Origin of the sequence: Enterobacter sp. BRE11 (assembly GCF_031844285.1) — a bacterium.
In the GTDB taxonomy this organism is placed as follows: domain Bacteria; phylum Pseudomonadota; class Gammaproteobacteria; order Enterobacterales; family Enterobacteriaceae; genus Pantoea.
Map to the genome: position 1 here is coordinate 181,258 of NZ_JAUZUX010000002.1, position 19,946 is coordinate 201,203.

General features: G+C 62.6%; 21 protein-coding genes and 1 pseudogene. 15 read left to right on the top strand and 7 right to left on the bottom strand.

Annotated elements, in window-relative coordinates; all coding sequences use genetic code 11:
• Window positions 1-21 precede the first annotated feature (21 nt).
• Together Q9R34_RS03000 and Q9R34_RS03005 are read left to right on the top strand one after the other, a co-directional pair.
• Window positions 22-885, top strand: coding sequence for an NAD(P)-dependent oxidoreductase (locus Q9R34_RS03000; protein WP_434124906.1), 864 nt, complete (start codon window positions 22-24; stop codon window positions 883-885).
• Between the two features lie 2 nt (window positions 886-887).
• A complete protein-coding gene (locus tag Q9R34_RS03005; RefSeq protein ID WP_434124907.1) occupies window positions 888-1,670 on the top strand; it encodes an AraC family transcriptional regulator in 783 nt (260 codons plus the stop codon).
• On the opposite strand, the gene leuA is transcribed toward Q9R34_RS03005, so the two are convergent.
• Window positions 1,591-3,303 carry a 2-isopropylmalate synthase gene (gene leuA, locus Q9R34_RS03010; RefSeq protein ID WP_485892331.1) on the bottom strand — a complete coding sequence of 571 codons (1,713 nt, stop codon included), beginning with the start codon at window positions 3,301-3,303 and terminating at the stop codon, window positions 1,591-1,593. The genes Q9R34_RS03005 and leuA overlap by 80 nt on opposite strands.
• Before the next feature lie 187 nt (window positions 3,304-3,490).
• On the opposite strand from leuA, the pseudogene Q9R34_RS03015 reads away from it, so the two are divergent.
• The 12 genes and pseudogenes from Q9R34_RS03015 to Q9R34_RS03070 all read left to right on the top strand — a co-directional run bounded on the left by Q9R34_RS03015 (window position 3,491) and on the right by Q9R34_RS03070 (window position 13,601).
• A pseudogene (locus tag Q9R34_RS03015) lies at window positions 3,491-4,423 on the top strand (ABC transporter substrate-binding protein).
• Between the two features lie 150 nt (window positions 4,424-4,573).
• A complete protein-coding gene (locus Q9R34_RS03020; protein WP_434124910.1) occupies window positions 4,574-4,756 on the top strand; it encodes a hypothetical protein in 183 nt (60 codons plus the stop codon).
• Between the two features lie 9 nt (window positions 4,757-4,765).
• Window positions 4,766-5,542 (top strand): hypothetical protein, encoded by a 777-nt coding sequence (locus tag Q9R34_RS03025; RefSeq protein ID WP_485892332.1) that lies wholly within the window; start codon window positions 4,766-4,768, stop codon window positions 5,540-5,542.
• Between the two features lie 84 nt (window positions 5,543-5,626).
• Entirely contained in the window at window positions 5,627-6,646 is a 1,020-nt protein-coding gene (locus Q9R34_RS03030) for a dipeptidase (RefSeq protein WP_485892334.1), read from the top strand.
• 148 nt (window positions 6,647-6,794) lie between these two features.
• On the top strand, window positions 6,795-6,866 hold the full coding sequence (pqqA, locus tag Q9R34_RS03035; RefSeq protein WP_010617686.1) for a pyrroloquinoline quinone precursor peptide PqqA: 72 nt from the start codon (window positions 6,795-6,797) through the stop codon (window positions 6,864-6,866).
• Between the two features lie 53 nt (window positions 6,867-6,919).
• Window positions 6,920-7,837 (top strand): pyrroloquinoline quinone biosynthesis protein PqqB, encoded by a 918-nt coding sequence (gene pqqB / locus Q9R34_RS03040; protein ID WP_485892335.1) that lies wholly within the window; start codon window positions 6,920-6,922, stop codon window positions 7,835-7,837.
• Between the two features lie 3 nt (window positions 7,838-7,840).
• Window positions 7,841-8,596: a pyrroloquinoline-quinone synthase PqqC gene (gene pqqC, locus Q9R34_RS03045; protein WP_485892336.1), complete on the top strand. Its 756-nt coding sequence runs from the start codon at window positions 7,841-7,843 to the stop codon at window positions 8,594-8,596.
• A gap of 3 nt (window positions 8,597-8,599) precedes the next feature.
• Entirely contained in the window at window positions 8,600-8,878 is a 279-nt protein-coding gene (gene pqqD, locus Q9R34_RS03050; protein WP_434124915.1) for a pyrroloquinoline quinone biosynthesis peptide chaperone PqqD, read from the top strand.
• On the top strand, window positions 8,865-10,007 hold the full coding sequence (pqqE, locus tag Q9R34_RS03055; RefSeq protein WP_485892337.1) for a pyrroloquinoline quinone biosynthesis protein PqqE: 1,143 nt from the start codon (window positions 8,865-8,867) through the stop codon (window positions 10,005-10,007). The genes pqqD and pqqE overlap by 14 nt, the downstream gene beginning before the upstream one ends.
• A 2-nt stretch (window positions 10,008-10,009) precedes the next feature.
• Complete coding sequence (gene pqqF, locus Q9R34_RS03060) at window positions 10,010-12,304, top strand: pyrroloquinoline quinone biosynthesis protein PqqF (RefSeq protein ID WP_485892339.1); 2,295 nt, start codon at window positions 10,010-10,012, stop codon at window positions 12,302-12,304.
• A 117-nt stretch (window positions 12,305-12,421) separates the two neighbouring features.
• Window positions 12,422-13,006 (top strand): YceI family protein, encoded by a 585-nt coding sequence (locus Q9R34_RS03065; protein ID WP_485892340.1) that lies wholly within the window; start codon window positions 12,422-12,424, stop codon window positions 13,004-13,006.
• A gap of 166 nt (window positions 13,007-13,172) precedes the next feature.
• Entirely contained in the window at window positions 13,173-13,601 is a 429-nt protein-coding gene (locus tag Q9R34_RS03070; RefSeq protein WP_485892341.1) for a thiol-disulfide oxidoreductase DCC family protein, read from the top strand.
• A gap of 2 nt (window positions 13,602-13,603) precedes the next feature.
• Here Q9R34_RS03070 and Q9R34_RS03075 read toward each other — a convergent pair whose 3' ends face one another.
• Entirely contained in the window at window positions 13,604-13,933 is a 330-nt protein-coding gene (locus Q9R34_RS03075) for a cupin domain-containing protein (protein WP_485892343.1), read from the bottom strand.
• 137 nt (window positions 13,934-14,070) lie between these two features.
• On the opposite strand from Q9R34_RS03075, the gene Q9R34_RS03080 reads away from it, so the two are divergent.
• On the top strand, window positions 14,071-14,709 hold the full coding sequence (locus Q9R34_RS03080) for an RpiB/LacA/LacB family sugar-phosphate isomerase (protein ID WP_434124921.1): 639 nt from the start codon (window positions 14,071-14,073) through the stop codon (window positions 14,707-14,709).
• A 45-nt stretch (window positions 14,710-14,754) separates the two neighbouring features.
• Here the strand turns inward: Q9R34_RS03080 and Q9R34_RS03085 are convergent, their stop codons facing one another.
• The 5 genes from Q9R34_RS03085 to Q9R34_RS03105 are packed head-to-tail and all read right to left on the bottom strand — an operon-like array spanning window position 14,755 to window position 19,922.
• A complete protein-coding gene (locus Q9R34_RS03085) occupies window positions 14,755-15,519 on the bottom strand; it encodes an ABC transporter ATP-binding protein (protein WP_434124922.1) in 765 nt (254 codons plus the stop codon).
• A 9-nt stretch (window positions 15,520-15,528) separates the two neighbouring features.
• The gene (locus tag Q9R34_RS03090; protein WP_485892344.1) at window positions 15,529-16,395 is read right to left on the bottom strand and encodes an ABC transporter ATP-binding protein; all 867 of its coding nucleotides are present in this window, start codon (window positions 16,393-16,395) and stop codon (window positions 15,529-15,531) included.
• Window positions 16,367-17,272 carry an ABC transporter permease gene (locus tag Q9R34_RS03095; RefSeq protein WP_485892345.1) on the bottom strand — a complete coding sequence of 302 codons (906 nt, stop codon included), beginning with the start codon at window positions 17,270-17,272 and terminating at the stop codon, window positions 16,367-16,369. The genes Q9R34_RS03090 and Q9R34_RS03095 overlap by 29 nt, the downstream gene beginning before the upstream one ends.
• The gene (locus tag Q9R34_RS03100) at window positions 17,269-18,294 is read right to left on the bottom strand and encodes an ABC transporter permease (protein ID WP_485892347.1); all 1,026 of its coding nucleotides are present in this window, start codon (window positions 18,292-18,294) and stop codon (window positions 17,269-17,271) included. Before Q9R34_RS03100 ends, Q9R34_RS03095 begins: the two co-directional genes overlap by 4 nt.
• Window positions 18,291-19,922 carry an ABC transporter substrate-binding protein gene (locus tag Q9R34_RS03105; RefSeq protein WP_434124925.1) on the bottom strand — a complete coding sequence of 544 codons (1,632 nt, stop codon included), beginning with the start codon at window positions 19,920-19,922 and terminating at the stop codon, window positions 18,291-18,293. The genes Q9R34_RS03100 and Q9R34_RS03105 overlap by 4 nt, the downstream gene beginning before the upstream one ends.
• Window positions 19,923-19,946 lie beyond the last annotated feature (24 nt).

Here is a 19,946-nt window from a genome sequence, read left to right on the forward strand (position 1 = left end):
CGGATAACCAGAGGAGTCAGAATGAGTCAACAACCTGCCGTCGCCGTATTGGGGTTAGGCGCCATGGGGCACGCGTTTGCCGCCAACCTGCTGAAAAAAGGCTTTACCGTCTATGGCTGGAACCGCACGCGGGCGCGCGGCGAAGATCTGATTGCCTCCGGCCTGACGCTGAGCGACAGCCCGGAAGCGGCGGTGCGCGACGCTGACGTGGTTATCGCCATGCTCGCCGACGGCGACACCACGGAAAAAACGCTGCACCAGGTGAAAGAGGCGCTGAAGCAGGGCGCGACCTTCGCGCAGATGGGCACCATCGGCGTTGAGAAAACCGACGCCCTGATCGCCTGGTTCGCCAGCGAGCGCCCGGACGTAACCTTTATCGACGCGCCGGTTTCCGGCACCAAAGCGCCAGCCGAAAATGCGCAGATTCTGGTGATGGCCAGCGGCGATCGGACGCGCGCGCAGGCGGCGGAAACGGTCTTCGCCGCGATTGGCAAAGGCACGCAGTGGCTGGGCGAGGCGGGCAAATCGTCGCGCATGAAGCTGGTGGTCAACAGCTGGCTGATCGGCCTGATGCAGAGCCTGGCGGAGAGCACGCGCCTGGCGGAGGAGTTTGGCTTCAGCACCGACGACCTCTGGAAGGTGCTGGACGGCGGCCCGCTGGCGGCGCCTTACGCCAGAGCGAAGCTCGCGATGATCGCCAGTGAAGATTTCACCCCGCAGATGAGCCTGGTGTGGGCGCTGAAAGATGCGAAGCTGGCGTTAGAGGCGAAGGGCGACGCGAAGCTGCCCGCGCTGGAGCAGATCGCCGCACTCTGGCAGCAGGCGGTCGACGCCGGCTACGGCGAGCAGGATCTGGCGGCGATCCATCGCTACCTGAAGGAATAATCGTGACGGCGCGGCTGTCGTTCGATTTCACCTCTCGTCCGCTGGTCTCTTACGCCCATGACTATGCGCACGGCGAAAGTGAACCCTGGCATCACCACAGCTGCGCACAGCTCATTCATACGCTGAGCGGCGTAGTGCGCGTTGATACCGCGCAGGGCAGCTGGATCGTTCCGCCGGGCCGCGGCGTCTGGCTGCCTGCCTATACGCGCCATGCGCTGCAGATCACCGGTCCGGTTGCTGCGCGCACCTTATTCGTCGATCCGCTGGCGCGTGCCGACCTGCCCGCCAGCTGTCAGGTAGTGCCGGTATCGCCGCTGCTGCGTGAGCTGATCGTCAGCGCGCTGCCCCTGCCGGAGGTTTACGCGCCCGGCAGCCGCAGCGAGCATATCTATGAGCTGATTCTCGATGAGCTGCGCGGCCTGGACGTGCTGCCGTTCAATCTGCCAGAGCCGCAGAGCGCCCGGCTGCAAAGCCTCTGCCGCGCCATCCAGCAGGCGCCGGGAGATCGCTGGACGCTGGAGGAGGGGGCGCGGCGGCTAAACCTCTCCAGCCGCACCCTGGCGCGCCACTTTCAGCGCGAGACGGGGCTGCATTTCAGCGACTGGGTGCGTCGCGCGCGCCTGGTCATCGCCCTGACCCGGCTGGCGCAGGGCGAGTCGGTGCTGGGCGTGGCGCTCGATCTCGGCTATGACAGCCCCAGCGCCTTCAGCGCAATGTTTCGTCGCCTGCTGGGGGTGGCGCCTGCCGCCTATTTTCCTCAGGCAGAGAGGCCGTCGCCGCGTTAAGCAGCGCCTGTACCGAGGCGCGGGCGATATCGCTGTGGATACTGACGCCCCAGGCGCGCTCGCCCTGGCTATTCAGGCAGCAGACGTAGGCGACCGAACGGCTGTCGCTGCGTTTGCCCAGCGCATGCTCGTGGTAATCCGCTATCGTCAGCTCCAGACCCAGCGCGCGGCGCAGCGCATCCACCGCCGCCGACAGCAGGCCGTTACCGCTGCCGCGCAGGCGGCGCATGCCGCCATTTATCTCCAGGCTCGCCTCAAGCCGCGTCATTTCGCCGTCGCTTCGGCTTTCCGCCTCCAGCAGCCTCAGCGTCGGCTGCTCTACGCCGTAGTGCAGGCAGAAGCTGCGCCAGATGGCGCGCTGCGTCATCTCCTTGCCGTGGCGGTCCGTCTCTTGCTGCACCCGCTGGCTGAAATCCTGCATCAGCGCGCGCGGTAGCGTCAGGCCATGGTTTTGCTCCAGCAGCCAGGCGGCGCCGCTCTTGCCCGACTGGCTGTTGACGCGGATCACCGCCTCATAGCTGCAGCCGATATCGGCCGGATCGATCGTCAGATAAGGCATCTGCCAGATGGTCTCCTGCCGCTGCTGACGGAGGGCGAACCCTTTGCGGATCGCATCCTGATGCGAACCGGAAAAAGCGGTGAACACCAGCTCGCCCGCATAAGGATGACGCGGATGCACCGGCAGCTGGTTGCAGCGCGTCACCACCTCCGTCACCTTGCTGATATCGCTGAAATCGAGATGAGGTGCGATCCCCTGGCTGTAGAGATTCAGCGCCAGCGTGACGAGATCGACGTTGCCGGTGCGCTCGCCGTTGCCGAACAGGCAGCCTTCAACGCGATCCGCGCCCGCCAGCATCGCCAGCTCCGCGCAGGCGGTGCCGGTGCCGCGGTCATTATGGGGATGGACGCTAATACAAACGGCATCGCGGCGGCTGAAGTGACGGCAAAAATATTCAATCTGATCGGCATAGACGTTCGGAGTATTGACCTCCACGGTCGCAGGCAGATTGACGATCATCGGCCGGGCGGCGCAGGGCTGCCAGATATCCGCGACCGCCTCGCAGATCGCCAGCGCAAATTCCGGTTCGGTAAAACAGAAGGTTTCCGGGGAGTATTCGAAGGTCCAGTGGGTTTCAGGCCGGGCGTCGCAGCCCTCGCGGATCTGGCGCGCGCCCGCACAGGCCAGCGCGACGATCTCCGCCTGGCTCTGGCCGAACACCCGTTCGCGAAACAGCGGCGCAGTGGCGTTATAGAGATGCAGAATAGCGCGCGGTGCGCCCTGCAACGCCTCAAAAGTGCGGGCGATAAGCGCTTCGCGCGCCTGCGTCAGCACCTGAATCGTGACCCCTTCGGGGATGCGGCGCTGCTCAATCAGATCGCGCACAAATTGAAAATCGGTTTGCGATGCCGCGGGAAAGGCGACCTCTATCTCTTTGAAGCCGCAGGCCAGCAGCAGATCCCAAAACGCCAGCTTGCGTTCTGCGTCCATCGGCTCCGCCAGCGCCTGATTACCATCGCGTAAGTCGGTGGAAAGCCAGCGCGGCGCCTTTGTCAGCTGGCGATCTGGCCACTGACGATCGGGCAGGGCGATAACGGGAAAAGCGCGGTACTTCTCGGTGGGTTGCGTCAGCATAAAACCTCCTTGATGGTGTCAACGCAGTCTGCCGTGTCGAACCGCGCCGCCGCGCGCGCAAAAATGACAACCGATAACGCAAAAGCGACAGCCTTATGCGGCCGCTGGCTAACCTCATGCGGAATCGGCATCGGCGTTTCTCAACGTCCGGTTTATGCTAGTTTTTTTTGCGCCAGGAGAAAACAGGATGAAATACCATGCTCTTTATATCGCGCTTGCGCTGGCCAGCGCCTCCTCTGCGCAGGCCGTCACGCTGCGCATCGCCGATCAGAAAGGCAATATGCGCGCCGAGATGACGGCGGCGCATCAGCTCGACAAGCTAAGCTACGCTATCGAGTGGGTGGAGTTTCCCGCCGCCGCGCCGCTGGCGGAGGCGCTTAATGCGGGCGCGGTGGACGCGGGCATTATCGGCGACGCGCCGCTGCTCTTTTCGCTCGCCGCCGGCTCGCAGGTGAAAGCGGTGGCGGTCAGCAAATCGGTGCCTGCCGGTCTGGCGGTACTGGTGCGGCCCGATTCGTCCATCAAAACCGCCGCCGATCTCAAAGGAAAAAGCATCGCCACCGGACGCGGCTCTATCGGCCATTTTCAGGCGCTGAAAACCCTGGAGCAGGCGGGCCTGAGCGATAAGGATGTCAGCTGGCGCTTTCTGCAGCCTGCCGACGCGCGTATTGCGCTGTCTACCGGTGCGGTAGACGCCTGGGCGACCTGGGATCCCTATACCGCGTTGGCGGAAGTGACCCAGAGCGGGCGCATACTGGTCAACGGCGTAGGGCTCTCGACCGGCAACAGCTTCCTGGCCGCCACCGACGGCGCCATCAACGATAGCGAAAAGCGCGCTGCGCTACAGGACTACGTCAACCGGCTGGCGGCGGCGGATCGCTGGGCCAACAGCCATGTCGCCGACTAGGCGCAGACGCTGGCGAAAATTATCGGCTTTCCACCGGCGGCAGCGGAAAAAGCGTTTTCGCGCCGCCAGTCGCACTGGCAGAGCATTGACGACCAGACGGTGCGGCAGCAGCAGGAGACCGCCGATTTTTACCAGAAATATGGCCTGATCCAGCGGCCGCTCGAGGTGAAGCCGACCTTTTATCGCGGCCTGACGGTGGCGCAGGGCGGTTAAATCAGGATGCGGTTGCGCGCCCGCGCAAAACAGCGTAGAAAACGGAACAAGGAATGTTTGCAGCGGCTGAGGTATACTCAACAGGGTGCAACCGCTCAGGTTGCCGCACCGTTAAGGCGAGGTGGAAAAATGAACAGGCTAAAAAGGTTAATGGGCACGTGGTTCGCCGCACCGGATAAGTTTATGCGCGGCTTAACCAATGAAGATCTTCGCTACTCCGATCAAGATAAGTTGATCCTCGACGTTAACGGCAACGCCCGTCTGAATATGAATAACCCGGAGGTCGGCAGAGCGATGCGCGCCCGTATGGAAGAGCTGGCGCAAAAACCTTAAGAACGTGCAATGGGACCGCTGGTCATTATGGTCGTGCTGGTCTGCGGCTACTGGTATACGGAAAACCACTACCCCTCGCGCACGCGGCAGGCGCGCTCAAGCGGCTGGCTCGCCTATTTTTACGTGGCGATGCACGGCGCCAAATTTGCCCTTCAGGGCTTCTTCGGCGTGGCGCTGCTCTACCTGGCGCTTTTTCTGCTCAGCCTGCTGCTCTCTCTACCCCATCTCTTTTTCACAGGCTATTCCGTGCAGGATTATTACTCCTGGCTAACCCATACCACCCTGATGAGCTATCCGCTCTTTTTCGAGCTGGGGCTGGCGCTCGCCGCGCTGCGCGCCTGGCGCGCGGGGGAAGCGGCGCGGCGCGCGATGCGAGACGGGAAAAGCAGCATGGCGGAATACCGGAAAGTCGCGCGGGAAGATGGCATGGAGTCGCTGCTGCTGCAGGCGATCGAAGAAGAGAAGCTGGTGTTCGTGACGCTGAAATCGCGCAAGGTCTATATCGGCTACGTCGCCGCGCCGCGCATCGAACACACGCAAACGGAGCATCTGGCGCTTATCCCCTATATCAGCGGCTATCGCGACAAAGAGACGCTGCGCTTTTGCGAGCAGCACCGCTACTATGAGCTCTATCTGGCGCAAAACATCACCCCTGATTCCCAGCCCCTTAACCTGCAGCACTTCAGGCATCTGATTCCGATGGCGGAGGTCGAGGCGGTTTCGCTGTTTGACGTCGCGACCTACAAGATTTTTGACCAGTTCTCGGTTAAAGCGCAGTCAGAGTAACCATTCGTGCCCTCTGATTTGGCGTTTATCCCGCAGCCGCGTAACATAGCGCGATGTTGAGTTCTTTAAGCGCTTATTTCTCCGATGTTAACTTTTGATGGCCATAACGATCTGCTGCTCAATCTGTGGCTGCATCATCGCGACGCGCCGGTCGACGCCTTCTTCAACGGCATTGAGCGCGGCCAGCTCGATTTTCCACGCATGCGCCAGGGCGGCTTTTTCGGCGGCCTGTTCGCTATCTTCGTGCCGCCGCAGGCCTATATCGCCCAGATGGCGCCGCACCTTGCCGCGGCGCCCTGGCAGCCGCTGGAAATCATGTGGCAGCAGCTGGCTATACTTAACCAGATTGCCGAGCAGTCGCAGGGGCGCGCGCGGCTATGCCGCAGCGTGGCGGAGATTGCCGCCTGCCGCGACGCGGGCGTGCTGGCGCTGGTCGCCCATATCGAAGGCGCGGACGCGCTGGACGAAGAGGGGGAGCAGCTACAGGCGTTTTACGCTGCCGGCGTGCGCAGCATCGGGCCCTTCTGGAATCTGCCTAACCGCTTCGGCGTCGGCGTGACCGGCGGCTTTCCCGGCTCGCCGGACAGCGGGCCCGGCCTGACCGAGGCTGGCAAAGCGCTGATTAAACAGGCCAGCGCGCTAAATATGCTGATCGACGTGTCGCATATGAACGAAAAAGCGTTCTGGGATACCGCCGCGCTCTCCCGCTCGCCGCTGGTGGCAACCCACTCCAATGCCCATGCGCTCTGCGCCCAGCCGCGCAACCTGACCGATGCGCAGCTGGGCGCTATTCGCGACAGCGGCGGCCTGGTCGGCATCAACTTCGGCAATGCGTTTCTGCGCGCCGACGGCAAGCGCGACGGCGATACGCCGCTGAGCGACATCGTCAGGCACTACGAACGGCTCATAATGATAATGGGCAGCGATCGTGTGGGATTCGGCTCCGATTTTGACGGCATCTCCGTGCCAGACGCGCTAAAAGATGTGGCGGGACTGCCGCGTCTGTTCGCGGCATTCCGCGATGCGGGCTATGATCAGGATCGGCTGGAGAAGCTCGCCTCGGATAACTGGCTGCGCCTGCTGCGCCAGGTCTGGCAGGGCTGACTGATTTCCTTAACATTTGCGGGTTGATCTCGATGCGCCGTTAGCGCACCATCAGCCGGCTCAAAATTGCGTGCATAATCACTGGATTGTTTACGTAATGATGCCTGACGAGTATCGCTTTGTTCATTCACCTTAGAGGAAGACTATTATGTGGAAAAAACCTGAATTTGTTGATTTACGTCTCGGTCTGGAAGTGACGCTGTACATCTCCAACCGTTAATATTCATGCCCGCCAGCTGTGCGGGCATTTTGTTTCAACGCCGGGTTTCTCCTATGTTCATCAAAGTCCTTGGATCCGCCGCTGGCGGCGGTTTTCCTCAGTGGAACTGCAACTGCGCTAACTGTCAGGGCGTGCGCGAGGGCACCCTTCAGGCCAGCCCGCGTACGCAGTCCTCGATTATTCTCAGCGACGACGGCGAAAACTGGGTGTTATGCAACGCCTCGCCGGACATCAGCCAGCAGATCGCCCATACGCCAGAACTGATAAAAAAGGGCGTGCTGCGCGGCACCGCCATCGGCGCCATTATTCTTACCGACAGCCAGATCGATCACACCACCGGCCTGCTCAGCCTGCGCGAAGGCTGCCCGCATCAGGTATGGTGCACGCCGGAGGTGCACGCCGATCTCACCAGCGGTTTTCCGGTATTCACCATGCTGAAGCACTGGAACGGCGGGCTGCAGCATCGTCCCATCGCGCCGCTGGAGTCGTTCAGCGTTGACGTCTGTCCGAATCTGCGCTTTACCGCTATTCCGATCCTCAGCAACGCGCCGCCTTATTCGCCATACCGCGACCGTCCGCTGCCGGGACACAACGTGGCGCTGTTTATTGAGGACCTCGCCAGCAAGCAGACGCTGCTCTATGCGCCTGGCCTCGGCGAGCCGGACGCGGTGATTATGCCCTGGCTGCAGAAGGCGGATTGCCTGCTGATCGACGGCACCGTCTGGAAAGATGACGAGCTGCAGGCCACCGGGGTCGGCACCAACACCGGCAAGGCGATGGGCCACCTGGCGCTCTCTGAAGAGCAGGGGCTAATGGCGCTGCTCGCCTCGCTGCCGGCGAAACGCAAGATCCTTATTCACATTAACAACACCAATCCGATCCTCAACGAGCAGTCGCCGCAGCGCCAGTTTCTGACGCAGCAAGGCATTGAAGTGAGCTGGGACGGCATGGCGATTCATCTTCAGGAGTGAGTGATGCAGATCACCGAAACGCTGACGCCGCAGGCGTTCGAACAGGCGCTGCGCGATAAGGGCGCTTACTACCATATTCATCATCCCTACCATATCGCGATGCACAACGGCGACGCGACGCGCGAGCAGATCCAGGGCTGGGTGGCAAACCGCTTCTATTATCAGACCAGCATCCCGCTGAAAGACGCAGCGATCATGGCGAACTGCCCCGATCCCGCCACGCGCCGCAAGTGGGTGCAGCGCATCCTCGACCACGACGGCAGCAACGGCCACGAAGGCGGCATCGAAGCCTGGCTGCAGCTGGGCGAAGCGGTCGGGCTGACGCGCGAGGCGCTGCTCTCTGAACGCCATGTGCTGCCGGGCGTGCGCTTCGCGGTTGACGCCTACCTCAACTTCGCGCGCCGCGCCTGCTGGCAGGAGGCGGCCTGCAGCTCGCTGACCGAGCTTTTCGCGCCGCAGATCCACCAGTCGCGTCTCGACAGCTGGCCGCAGCACTATCCCTGGATCAAGGAAGAGGGCTACTTCTATTTCCGCAGCCGTCTGAGCCAGGCGAACCGCGACGTCGAGCACGGCCTGGCGCTGGCGCTGGAGTTTTGCGATACGGTCGAGAAACAGAACCGCATGCTGGAGATCCTGCAGTTCAAGCTCGATATTCTCTGGACGATGCTGGACGCCATGACCATGGCCTACGCGCTGCAGCGTCCGCCTTACCACACGGTCACCGATAAGGCGGCCTGGCACACGACGAGACTGGTATAACAGATGAATGACAACTCAATTCCCGCGTTCCGCCGCGGCTACCGCATGCAGTGGGAAGCCGCGCAGGAGAGCCACGTGGTGCTTTATCCGGAAGGCATGGCGAAGCTGAATGAAACCGCCGCCGCCATCCTGGAACAGGTCAACGGCAAAGAGAGCGTCAGCGCGATTATCGCCACCCTCGACGCGCGCTTCCCGGAAGCGGGCGGCGTCGGCGAAGATGTCAGAGAGTTTCTGCGCGCGGCGTATGAACAAAAGTGGATAATGTTTCGTGACCCAGAATAAACCCGCCGTCAATCCGCCGCTCTGGCTGCTGGCGGAGCTAACCTACCGCTGTCCGCTGCAGTGTCCTTACTGCTCCAATCCGCTCGACTTTGCACAGCAGGAGAAAGAGCTGACCACCGGACAGTGGGTTGAGGTCTTCCGCCAGGCGCGCGCTATGGGCAGCGTCCAGCTTGGCTTTTCGGGCGGTGAACCGCTGACGCGTAAAGATCTGCCGGAGCTGATCCGCGCCGCGCGCGATCTCGGCTTCTATACCAACCTGATCACCTCCGGCATCGGCCTGACCGAGAAGAAACTCGACGCCTTCGCCGAGGCGGGCCTGGACCATATCCAGATCAGCTTTCAGGCGAGCGACGAGACGCTGAATGCCGCGCTGGCGGGATCGAAAAAAGCGTTTCAGCAGAAGCTGGAGATGGCGCGCGCGGTGAAGAAGCACGGCTACCCGATGGTGCTGAACTTTGTGTTACACCGTCACAATATTGACCAGATCGACAAGATTATCGACCTCTGCATCGAGCTGGAAGCGGACGATGTCGAGCTGGCTACCTGCCAGTTTTACGGCTGGGCGCAGCTTAACCGTCAGGGTTTGCTGCCGACGCGCGAGCAGATTGCGCAGGCGGAAGCGATGGTCAGCCGCTATCGCGAACGCATGAGCGGCAGCGGCAACCTGACTAACCTGCTGTTCGTGACGCCGGACTACTATGAAGAGCGTCCCAAGCCCTGTATGGGCGGCTGGGGCGCGATCTTCCTCAGCGTCACGCCCGAGGGCACCGCGCTGCCGTGCCACAGCGCACGCCAGCTGCCGGTGCAGTTCCCGTCGGTGCTGGAACAGTCGCTGGAGGATATCTGGTATCGCTCTTTCGGCTTCAACCGCTATCGCGGCTTCGACTGGATGCCGGAACCCTGCCGCTCGTGCGACGAGAAAGAGAAGGACTTCGGCGGCTGTCGCTGCCAGGCCTTTATGCTGACCGGCAACGCCGATAATACCGATCCGGTGTGCAGCAAGTCGCCGCATCACGACGTGATCCTTGAGGCGAGACGCGAAGCGGCCTGCAGCGACGTGAAAATCGGGCAGCTGCAGTTCCGCAACCGCGCCAACTCGCAGCTTATCTATAAAACCCGGACCTTTTAATCATGGCGGAGACGCGTCAGCTGAGGCTGCGCAACGGTCTGCGCGTCACGCTGATTCACCAGCCCGACGCGCGCCAGGCCGCCGCGCTGGTGCAGGTGGCGGCGGGCAGCCACGATGAGCCCGACGCCTGGCCAGGGCTGGCGCATCTGCTGGAGCATCTGCTGTTCAGCGACAGCGCCCGGTTTCAGGGGGATGCGCGGCTGATGCCCTGGGTGCAGGCGGCAGGCGGGCGGCTCAACGCCACCACGCTGCCGCGCAGCAGCGCCTGGTTTTTCGAAACCGAGCCGGGCCTGCTTGGCGAAGGCGCGGCGCGGCTGGCGGATATGCTGGTCGCGCCGCAGTTTGCCCCAGAGGCCATTGCTCAGGAAGCGGCGGTCATCGATGCTGAATATCGGCTGATCCAGCAGCATACCCCCTCCAGACGGGAAGCGGCGCTCAATACGCGCGTCAGCGCGCCCGCCGCTTTCCAGCGTTTTCATATCGGCAGCCGCGACGCCTTCGGCGACGACGTCGGCGCGCTTAAGCAGGCGCTGCACCAGTTCCATCAGCGGTTCTTTCTGGCGGGCCAGATGCAGCTGTGGCTGCAGGGGCCACAGTCGCTGGCCACGCTGGAGCAGATCGCGCGCGCTTTTGGGGCGCTTTTGCCCTCAGGTGAAAGCGCGCCGCGGCCCAGAGAAATGCACTTCGTCGCAGAGGCGGATATTGCGCTGAAGACGCAGGGCACGAGCGAATTGTGGATCGCTACCGCGCTGCGCGGCGAGATGGCGGCGATGCGTGACAGCGTCACCTTAATCCGGGAGTTTTTACAGGATGAGGCGCCAGGCGGGGCGATGCAGAGTCTGCGCCAGCGCGGCTGGGCGCAGCGGCTTGAATTTGCCTGGCTGAATCTTGACAGCGCAGGCGGATGGCTGGCGCTACAGGTAGAAACGGAACGGCCCGACGCGATTTGCGCCTGGTATCCACAGGTGCTGCGCGCGCTGGCGCAGAGTTCACCAGCGCAGCAGCACTACCTGCGCCTGGCGCAGCGGCGCTTTAAGGCGCTGACGCCGCTCGATCAGCTGCGCGAGCGGGCGTTTGGGTTTCCGCCGCCCACCGATACAGCCGGTTTTACGCCGCTGCTGCACCAGCTTGCAGAGGCGCCGCCAGCGCGTCTTTGGAGCGCGGCCGACGTGCTGGGCACGGCGATTGAGACGCAGGGGTTTAGCCTGGCGCTTCAGCCCTGGCGGCCCGCGCGCGTTGACGAACCGCTGCCGGCCCTGCAGTTTTACCCGCTGGCGCAGCCGCTTGCCGATCGGACGCCGCCCGCAGCATCCGCGCCGCTGCTGCATCTGGCGCCCGGCGAGCCGCCAGCCACCCTGATGCTGCGTCCGGCTTTTTTCACCACGCTCACTCTCGCGCAGGCGGCGGCTATCGACCGGCGTCTGCGTCCGCTTTTCGCGCTGCTGCGTCATCAGGGTGGCGCGGCAAGCTGGCGGGAGAGGCAGGGCGTCTGGCTGCTGGAGGCGCAGCTGCCCCCGGGCAGCGAGGCCTGGCTGGCGTCGCTGCCGGACGCGTTACGCCTTGACGAATGTCCGCAAGGCGAGCCGCCGCCCGATGATGTGGCGATCCGCGAACTGCTGCGTCGGCTGCCGCAGGCGGTTGCCGCTTCTGCATCGGCGGGCGGCTGGCGGGCGGCCCTCTACGGCGGTTCGCCGCCGCAGCATGCCGTTATTGCGCGATGGCTGACGCTGCTGGCGGGCGCGGGCCATGGCGATGGTGCAGAGCCGGAGCAGGGCAAACGGCTGACGGTGGCGCATCAGAGCCGCGACGGCGCGCTGCTGCTGTTTCTGCCTTGCCCGCCTGCGATCTCGCTGGCGGCGCTGCGTGCGCTGGCGCTGCTGATGGAGCCGCGCTTTTTCCAGCGCCTGCGCGTTGAGCAGCAGATCGGCTATGTTGTCAGCTGCCGCTATCACCGCTGCGCCGATCGCGACGGCGTGCTGTTCGCCCTGCAGTCACCAGACGTTGCGCCCGCCGCGCTGCTGGAAGCGTGCCACCTTTTCGTGCAGCAGCTGCAGATCTCCGAGGAGGCTGACGTACTGGAGAGGTTACGCGCGCGCCTGTGTGCCCAGCTGGACGCCGTGCCCGACGCGACAGCGGCGCTGCAGCTTGGGCTGCGTCAGGAGGGCGGGCTACGCGATCTCGACCGCGCGTCGCTCACAGCGCTGACGACTGCGCAGCTCCGTCAGGCGCAGACGGAACTGCTTCGCCGCTGGCATGACACCATTGTGGTGGAGTCGCGCCACGCTAACCCGCAATAGTCACGCCAGGATATTGCTGAATTTATTTGAAAATTAAGACCAAAACTCTTCACTATGTCTGCGGGGGCGTTTAGGGGACACTCGAATGGATTCGGCTGTTTTAAAAGGAACCTAAAAGTGAAAAAGATCAAACGTCTCGCGCTGCCGCTGCTGGCCGCTTCTGTACTCTACGCTCCGCTGTCGCAGGCGGCCGCTCAACAGTATGAGCTTGACCCTGCGCATACTTCAGTGATTGTGACCTGGACCCACTTCGGTTTTTCACATCCCACCGCCGACATTCCTGACACAAAAGGAACGCTGGTGTTTGACAGTGAAAATCCGGCCGCTTCGCGCGTTAACGTGACCCTGCCGATAACCAGCATCGACAGCCATGTGCCTGCGCTGACCAAAGAGTTCAAGGGCGCGGAGTACTTCGACACGGCGAAATATCCGACCGCGACGTTCCACAGCACCAAAGTGACCGCAAAGGGTGATGATAAATTCGACGTGGAGGGCAACCTGACGCTGAAAGGCATCACCAAACCGGTAACGCTGCACGCCACGCTGAACAAGCAGGGCGAGCATCCGATGGTGAAGAAGCAGGCGATCGGCTTTGATGCCACCGGTACCATTAAGCGTTCTGACTTTAAGCTGGATAAATATGTGCCGGCCGTCAGCGACGACGTGACGCTAACAATTTCAACCGAAGCTTACGCAAAATAAACCTCCGCTTATTTGCTATTCTGAATAAATTAACATCCTGATTCAGAAGGGTTAAAACAGAACCGGCCGCCGTGCCGGTTTTTTTATATTTGCGTTGCGCTTGACGCCTGCGCAATTAATGACCGTACTTAACTATCGTATCCGTCATTAATTTAAGGAGATAATTATGCCACAGCCACCCTTTCTCAAGCCCGGCGAAAAGGTCGTGCTCTATGACGGCGTCTGCAAAATTTGTAATAGCTGGGTCAATCTCCTGCTGCGCCTGAAGCTTTCCCGACGCGTCCGGTTTGCGGCAGTACAGAGCGAAGAGGGCAAGGCGCTGCTGCGTTTTGCTGGCCTGCCCGATGAAAATATCCGCACCATTGTGCTAATTGATGGTGACCGCCACTGGATCCGTGCTCAGGCGATTTTACGCGTGATGCGGCTACTGCCTTTTCCCTGGGGACTACTGTCGCTGCCGGGCCTGCTGATCCCCCATTTTATCAGCGACTTTTTATATAACCGTATTGCGCTAAATCGCTACCGGTTGTTTGGCCGCTATGAGAAGCAGCACCCGGTATCCCCTGATTTTCCTGGCCGGTTCCTGCATGCCTGAACTTAATCCGGCGACAGAAAATCTTCACGCTGCGGGGTAAAGGTATCCAGCAGCGTGCCAGCCTCCAGGCAGACGCATCCATGCACCACGTTGGGTCCTTTATAGAGCGTGTCGCCTGCGCCGACCTCCTGAGTCACGCCATCAATGGTAAAAGCGAAGCGCCCACTGAGCACCCAGGTCAGCTGCTCATGAGGATGATGGTGCAGGGGGCCGATCGCGCCCTGTTCAAAGGTCACTTCCACCGCCATCATGGTGCCGCCGTTCGCCAGCACGCGCCGCGTCACGCCCTTGCCTGCGGCTTCAGGCTGCGTCTGCGATCGATATACAAACATTTTTCCTCCTCATACGGATCGGCCTCTGCCTGCCGTTTTTGTGATACGCCTCACGCCTCAGTGCGCGATTAGTCCATGCACTTTAGCCGCTTTTGATTAAAATGAAACGGTGTTTCATAAATACTTAAGGGCAGATCATGAAAATCGCATTAATGATGGAAAATAGCCAGGCCGCTAAAAACGCCGTCGTGCGCAAGGAGCTGGAAAACGTCGCGCAGCCGTTGGGCCATCAGGTCTTTAACGTCGGCATGAGCGACGAACAGGATCACCATCTGACCTATATTCACCTCGGTATCATGGCCAGCGTGCTGCTTAACAGCAAAGCGGTCGATTTCGTTATCGCTGGCTGCGGCACCGGACAGGGCGCGTTAATGTCCCTTAACCTGCATCCGGGCGTCGTCTGCGGCTACTGCATCGATCCGGCGGACGCCTATCTGTTCGCCCAGATCAACAACGGCAATGCGTTGTCGCTGCCGTTCGCCAAAGGCTTTGGCTGGGGCGCGGAACTGAACCTGCGCTTTATTTTTGAAAAAGCCTTCACCGGTGAAAAAGGGCTGGGCTATCCGCCTGAGCGTAAAGAGCCGCAGGTGCGTAACGCCGGCATTCTAAATCAGGTAAAAGCGGCGATGCTGAAAGAGAACTATCTCGATACGCTGCGCGCGCTGGATCCAGAGCTGGTGCGCACCGCGCTCAGTGGCCCGCGCGTGCAGCACTGCCTGTTTGAGCATGGGCAGGTACCGGAAATCGCCGACTTCGTGCGTCAGATGACGCAGTAACGCCTTCCTGGCGCGCCGCCTTCGCCGCGCGCCTCTTTTTCCTCTCTAAATCTCTTTCGCCAGCGCCGGGCTGTAGTGGCGGCTCGCCTCTACCAGCATGCGCGTATAGGGCATCGCCGCGCGATCGCCCACCAGCGTCGGCACGTCGAGCGTCTCCAGCACGCGACCCTGCTGCATCACCGCCACGCGATGGCAGAGATGCGCCACTACGCCTAAATCATGCGTTACCATCAGGTAGGTAAGATTCGCCTGCTGCTGCAGATCGCTCAGCAGGTTAAGGATTTCCGCCTGCACCGAGACGTCGAGCGCCGAGGTCGGCTCATCCAGCAGCAGCACGCGCGGCTCGAGTATCAGCGCACGCGCGATGGCGACGCGCTGGCGCTGACCGCCGGAAAGCTGATGCGGATAGCGCGTCAGCCAGGCGCGATTCAGCCCGACTTTTTCCAGCATTGCCACCACGCGCGCCTGCCGCTGGCCGATGCCGTGGATCAGCAGCGGTTCCTCCAGAATATCGCCGATGGTGTGGCGCGGATGCAGGGAACCGTAAGGATCCTGAAACACCATCTGCACCTGTCTGCAGCGCGCGCGATCGATGCGGTGCCCGAGCGGCGCTCCGCCTATCGCCAGCGCACCGTGCCAGTGGGTAATCAGCCCCGCCAGGCACTTCAGCACCGTAGTTTTCCCCGAGCCGGACTCGCCCACCAGGCCGAAGATTTCCCCTTCGTTAACCTTCAGAGCGACGTCGAACAGCACCTGGGTTCGAGCCGCCTCTTCGCCGAAGCTCAGGTTCAGATTCTCAACAGCGATCATGCGCGCTCCTTAATCATTCAGCCAGCTTGCCTGGCGCTGCAGCACCGGCAAACGAGGGCGGCGCTGGTCGATATCCGGCAGCGCCGCCAGCAGGCCCTGCGTATAGGGATGGCGTGCGCGATCGAGATCGCCTGCCGCCAGCGACTCCACCACGCGCCCGGCGTACATCACCAGCACGCGGTCGCAGAAGCTGCGCACCAGGCTGATGTCGTGGCTGATAAAGATCAGCCCCAGCCCGCGCGCCTTTACCAGCTCATCCAGCAGCGCCAGAATTTGCAGGCGAACCGAGACGTCGAGCGCGGAGGTTGGCTCATCGGCGATGACCAGCTCTGGCTCGGTGATCAGCATCATGGCGATCATCACGCGCTGCCCCTGGCCGCCGGAAATTTCATGGGGATAGCGCTGATAAAGGCGCTCCGGATCGCGAATGCGCACCACCTCCAGCATCTCCAGCGCGCGTTTTTTGGCAGCGGCGTGCTGGCCGCGATGGTGGCTGCGCCAGGCCTCGGCGATCTGCTCACCGACGCGCACCACCGGATTAAGTGAATATTTCGGGTCCTGCATAATCATCGAGATGCGCCTGCCGCGGATGTCACGCATCTGGGCCGGGCTGGCGCGCAGCAGATCGATCTCGCCGAACTGCATGCGCGCCGCCTCGATGCGCGCCTTCGCCGGATGCAGCTGCAGCAGGGCGCGGCCCACGGTGGATTTGCCTGAGCCGGACTCGCCAACGATCGCCAGTTTTTCCCGGCCGAGCTGAAAGGAGACGCCGCGCACCGCCGGGGTGCTGTGACGTCCGTTAACAAAATCGACGCGCAGATCGTGCACGTCCAGCAACGGCGCGCCGTTACTCACTGCGGGGATCGAGCAGGTCACGTAGGCCATCTCCTAAGAAGTTAAATGCCAGGCTGTTGATCAGGATGGCCAGCCCCGGCACGGTAACCACCCACCAGCACTCCAGCATGTAGGTCCGGCCGCTGGCGATCATCGCGCCCCATTCCGGCGCGGGCGGCTGCGAGCCGAGCCCGAGAAAGCCGAGCCCGGCGGCGGTGAGAATAATGCCCGCCATATTCATGGTGATGCGGATAATCACCGACGGCAGGCAGAGCGGCACGATATGGTGCCAGAGCACGCGCAGCGGCGACGCGCCCTGCAGCCGCACGGCGGAGATAAAGTCCGCCTGGCGCAGCGACAGGGTTTCGGCGCGCGCCAGCCGCGCGATGGGCGGCCAGGCGGTAAGGGTAATGGCGATCACCACATGCTCCAGGCCAGGGCCGAGCGCGGCGACGAACGCCAGCGCCAGCACCAGGCTGGGGAAAGAGATAAAGATATCGGTAATGCGCATCAGCGCCGCGTCTACCTTGCCGCCAAAATAGCCGGCGGTGACGCCCAGCAGCAGTCCGAGCGGACCGACGGTGACCGACACCAGCAGCACGATGTAGAGCGTAATGCGTGCGCCCCACACCAGTCGGCTAAAGATGTCGCGGCCAAACTCGTCGGTGCCGAACCAGTGCTGTGCGCCCGGCGGGCTGAGGGCGTTGTCAAGATCCTGCACCAGCGGATGATAAGGGGCGATCCAGGGCGCGAACAGCGCCGTCAGGCAGAGCAGCAGCACAATGCCGCCGCCGATGGCGGTCAGCGGGTTGCAGGCCATGCGCAGCAGAAAATGGCCGGCGCGCAGGGCAAAGCGCTGGCAGCGCGCCAGCCGTTCGCGCGCGGCGCCGACGGGCGGCGTATCGATCGATAGCGTCATACTTTGGTCCTCGGATCAAATACCTGATAGAGCAGGTCGGAGAGCAGATTGAGCAGCACGAAGATCAGCCCGACCACCAGCACGCAGCCCATCACCGCATTCATATCGCCCAGCATCAGACTGCTGGTCAGGTAGGAGCCGAAGCCCGGCCAGGAGAAGACCGTCTCGATGAGCACCGCCCCCTCCAGCAGCGAACCGTAGGCGAGCGCCACCACCGTCAGCAGCTGCACCAGAATATTGCGAAAGGCGTGCTGCCAGATCACCTGCCACTCCGTCAGCCCTTTAACGCGCGCCGTGAGAATAAACTCCTGCGACAGCTGCGCCAGCATAAAGCTGCGCGTCATGCGACTGATATAGGCGAGCGAGTGAAAGCCGAGCAGCGAGGCGGGCAGCACCAGGTGGTTCAGCGCGTTCCAGAACACCGTGGCATTGCCCGCCAGCAGCGCGTCTACCAGCATCAGACCGGTGCGGCGCGGCACCACGCCGTCGAGGCTGAAATCGACGCGGCCTGCGCCGCCGACCCAGCCCAGATGGGCATAGAAGAGCAGCAGGCCGATCATGCCGACCCAGAAGATCGGCGTGGAGTAGCCCGCGAGGCTCACCACGCGCACCGCATAATCAATGACGCCGTTGCGCCGCGCCGCGGCGATCACCCCAAGCGGCACGCCGAGGCCGGCGCCGATAACGATAGCCAGAGTCGCCAGCTCCAGCGTGGCGGGAAAGACGCGCAGAATATCCTGGCTGACGGGCTGGCCGGTCAGCAGCGCATGGCCGAGGTCGCCGTGCAGCAGCCCGTTCAGATAGATGCCGAACTGCGCCCACAGCGGCTTGTCGAAGCCGAGCTGATGGTAAACCTGCTGATAAGTCGTCTGATCGGCGTCCGGGCCGACGATCGCCAGCACCGGATCGAGCGGCATCACGCGGCCGATAAAAAACGTCAGCAGCAGCAGGCCGAACAGGGTGATAAACACCTGCGTCGCGCGCTTGCTGACGCGGCGCAGCTGCGGAAGAGCGGCGATCATGGGGTGCCTCCTGCCAGGCTCTCTGGCGTTTTCCAGACGTCGCGTAAAAAGGTGGTGGCGGACGGATGCGGCTGATAGGCCTGGACGCGGTTATTCACCACTACCGAATCCACCATCTGGGAAAGGGGCATCAGCGCCGGGATCAGCTGGTCATAGCGCTGCTGGATAGCGAAATAGGCCTGCTGCTGCTTTGCCGGATCGCGCTCCGTCAGCGCCTGGTCAATCATGCTGTTGAGCCGGGCGTCGTAGAAGCTGGTGCGCCAGCCCTGGAAGTTGGTCAGCCGCGCGCTGTCGGCGTTGTCCGGATTGTAAACCAGCGAGCGCAGGCTGGAGTGGGGATGCGGCTCGACGCCGCTGCCGCCGCGCCCCACCAGCAGCCCGAACTGCCGGTCGCGCATCGCGCCATAGATCTGGTTGCCGGTGCCGGTGATGATGCGCGCGCGGATCCCCGCCTGCATCAGCGTTGACTGGATGGCGATGGCGACGTTAAGAAAGGGCTGATCCGCCAGCACGCGCAGCGTGGTGTCGAAGCCGTCGGGATAGCCCGCTTCCGCCAGCAGGGTCCGGGCGCGTGCTATGTCCAGCCGGTAGCCGGGATCGGGCAGCGTCGCGGGCATCCCGGCCTGGATAGGCCGCTGATGCAGCACGCCATAGCCTGCCATCAGCGTTTTATTGATCCCCTGATAGTCCACCAGATAGCGCAACGCTTCGCGCACCTTCGGGTTGGCGAAATGGGCATCTTTCATGCTCATCGCCAGGTAGTAGATTGTGCCGCGCTGCACGCTGTCGATACTGAGATCGGGATCGTTACGCAGGGCGCGCACGTCCGGGATCGCCATATTGCTGGCGATATCGAGATCGCCTTTCTCCATCATCAGGCGCAGGGTCTGCGACTCCTGGAGGTGACGAAACACCACGCGCTGCATTTTCGCCGCGCCGCGCCAGTAGTCCGGCGCGCGGCTCATGGTCAGCACATCTTTCGCCTGCCAGCCGTCGAGCCGAAACGGGCCGGAACCGGCCGCATGGGTGGTGAGCCAGCGGTTGCCCCAGTCATTATTGACGGCGTGCGCCTGCACGGTTTTGCTGTCGAGCACCACCATGCTGCCGAGCGCGGCAAGGGAGTAGAGCACCAGACGAGGATCGTTGGGCTTCGGCAGGCGTATAACCAGGGTGCGCGCGTCGGGCGCGGCGATCATCTCATCGACGTTCGCTTTGGTGAAGCCGTAGGATTTCCACACCGACGCCTGCGCCAGGTTAAGGTGCAGCACGCGGCGCATCGACCAGACGGCGTCGGCGCTGGTCAGGGCATTGCCCGAATGGAAGCGCACGTCGTCGCGCAGCCGAAAGGTCAGCGCGCTGTTGTCCGGGCTAATGCGCCAGCTCTCCGCCAGCGCCGGTCGCACATGCGTCAGCTGCTGCGGATCGAGCTCCACCAGCCCGTCATAGAGGTTAACCACGATACCGACCACTTCGTTGCCGGTCATGGCGGCGGGATCGAGCGTAAGCAGGTTGTTCATATTCATGCCGACGATCAGCTGGTCGTCAGGCGTATTCGCCTGAAGCGACGCGCTGCCCGCCAGCAGCAGCAGCGTGGCGAGCCACGCGCCGCAGCGGGTGCGGATAGTCATAAGGTCAGTCCAGCAGGTCAGAGG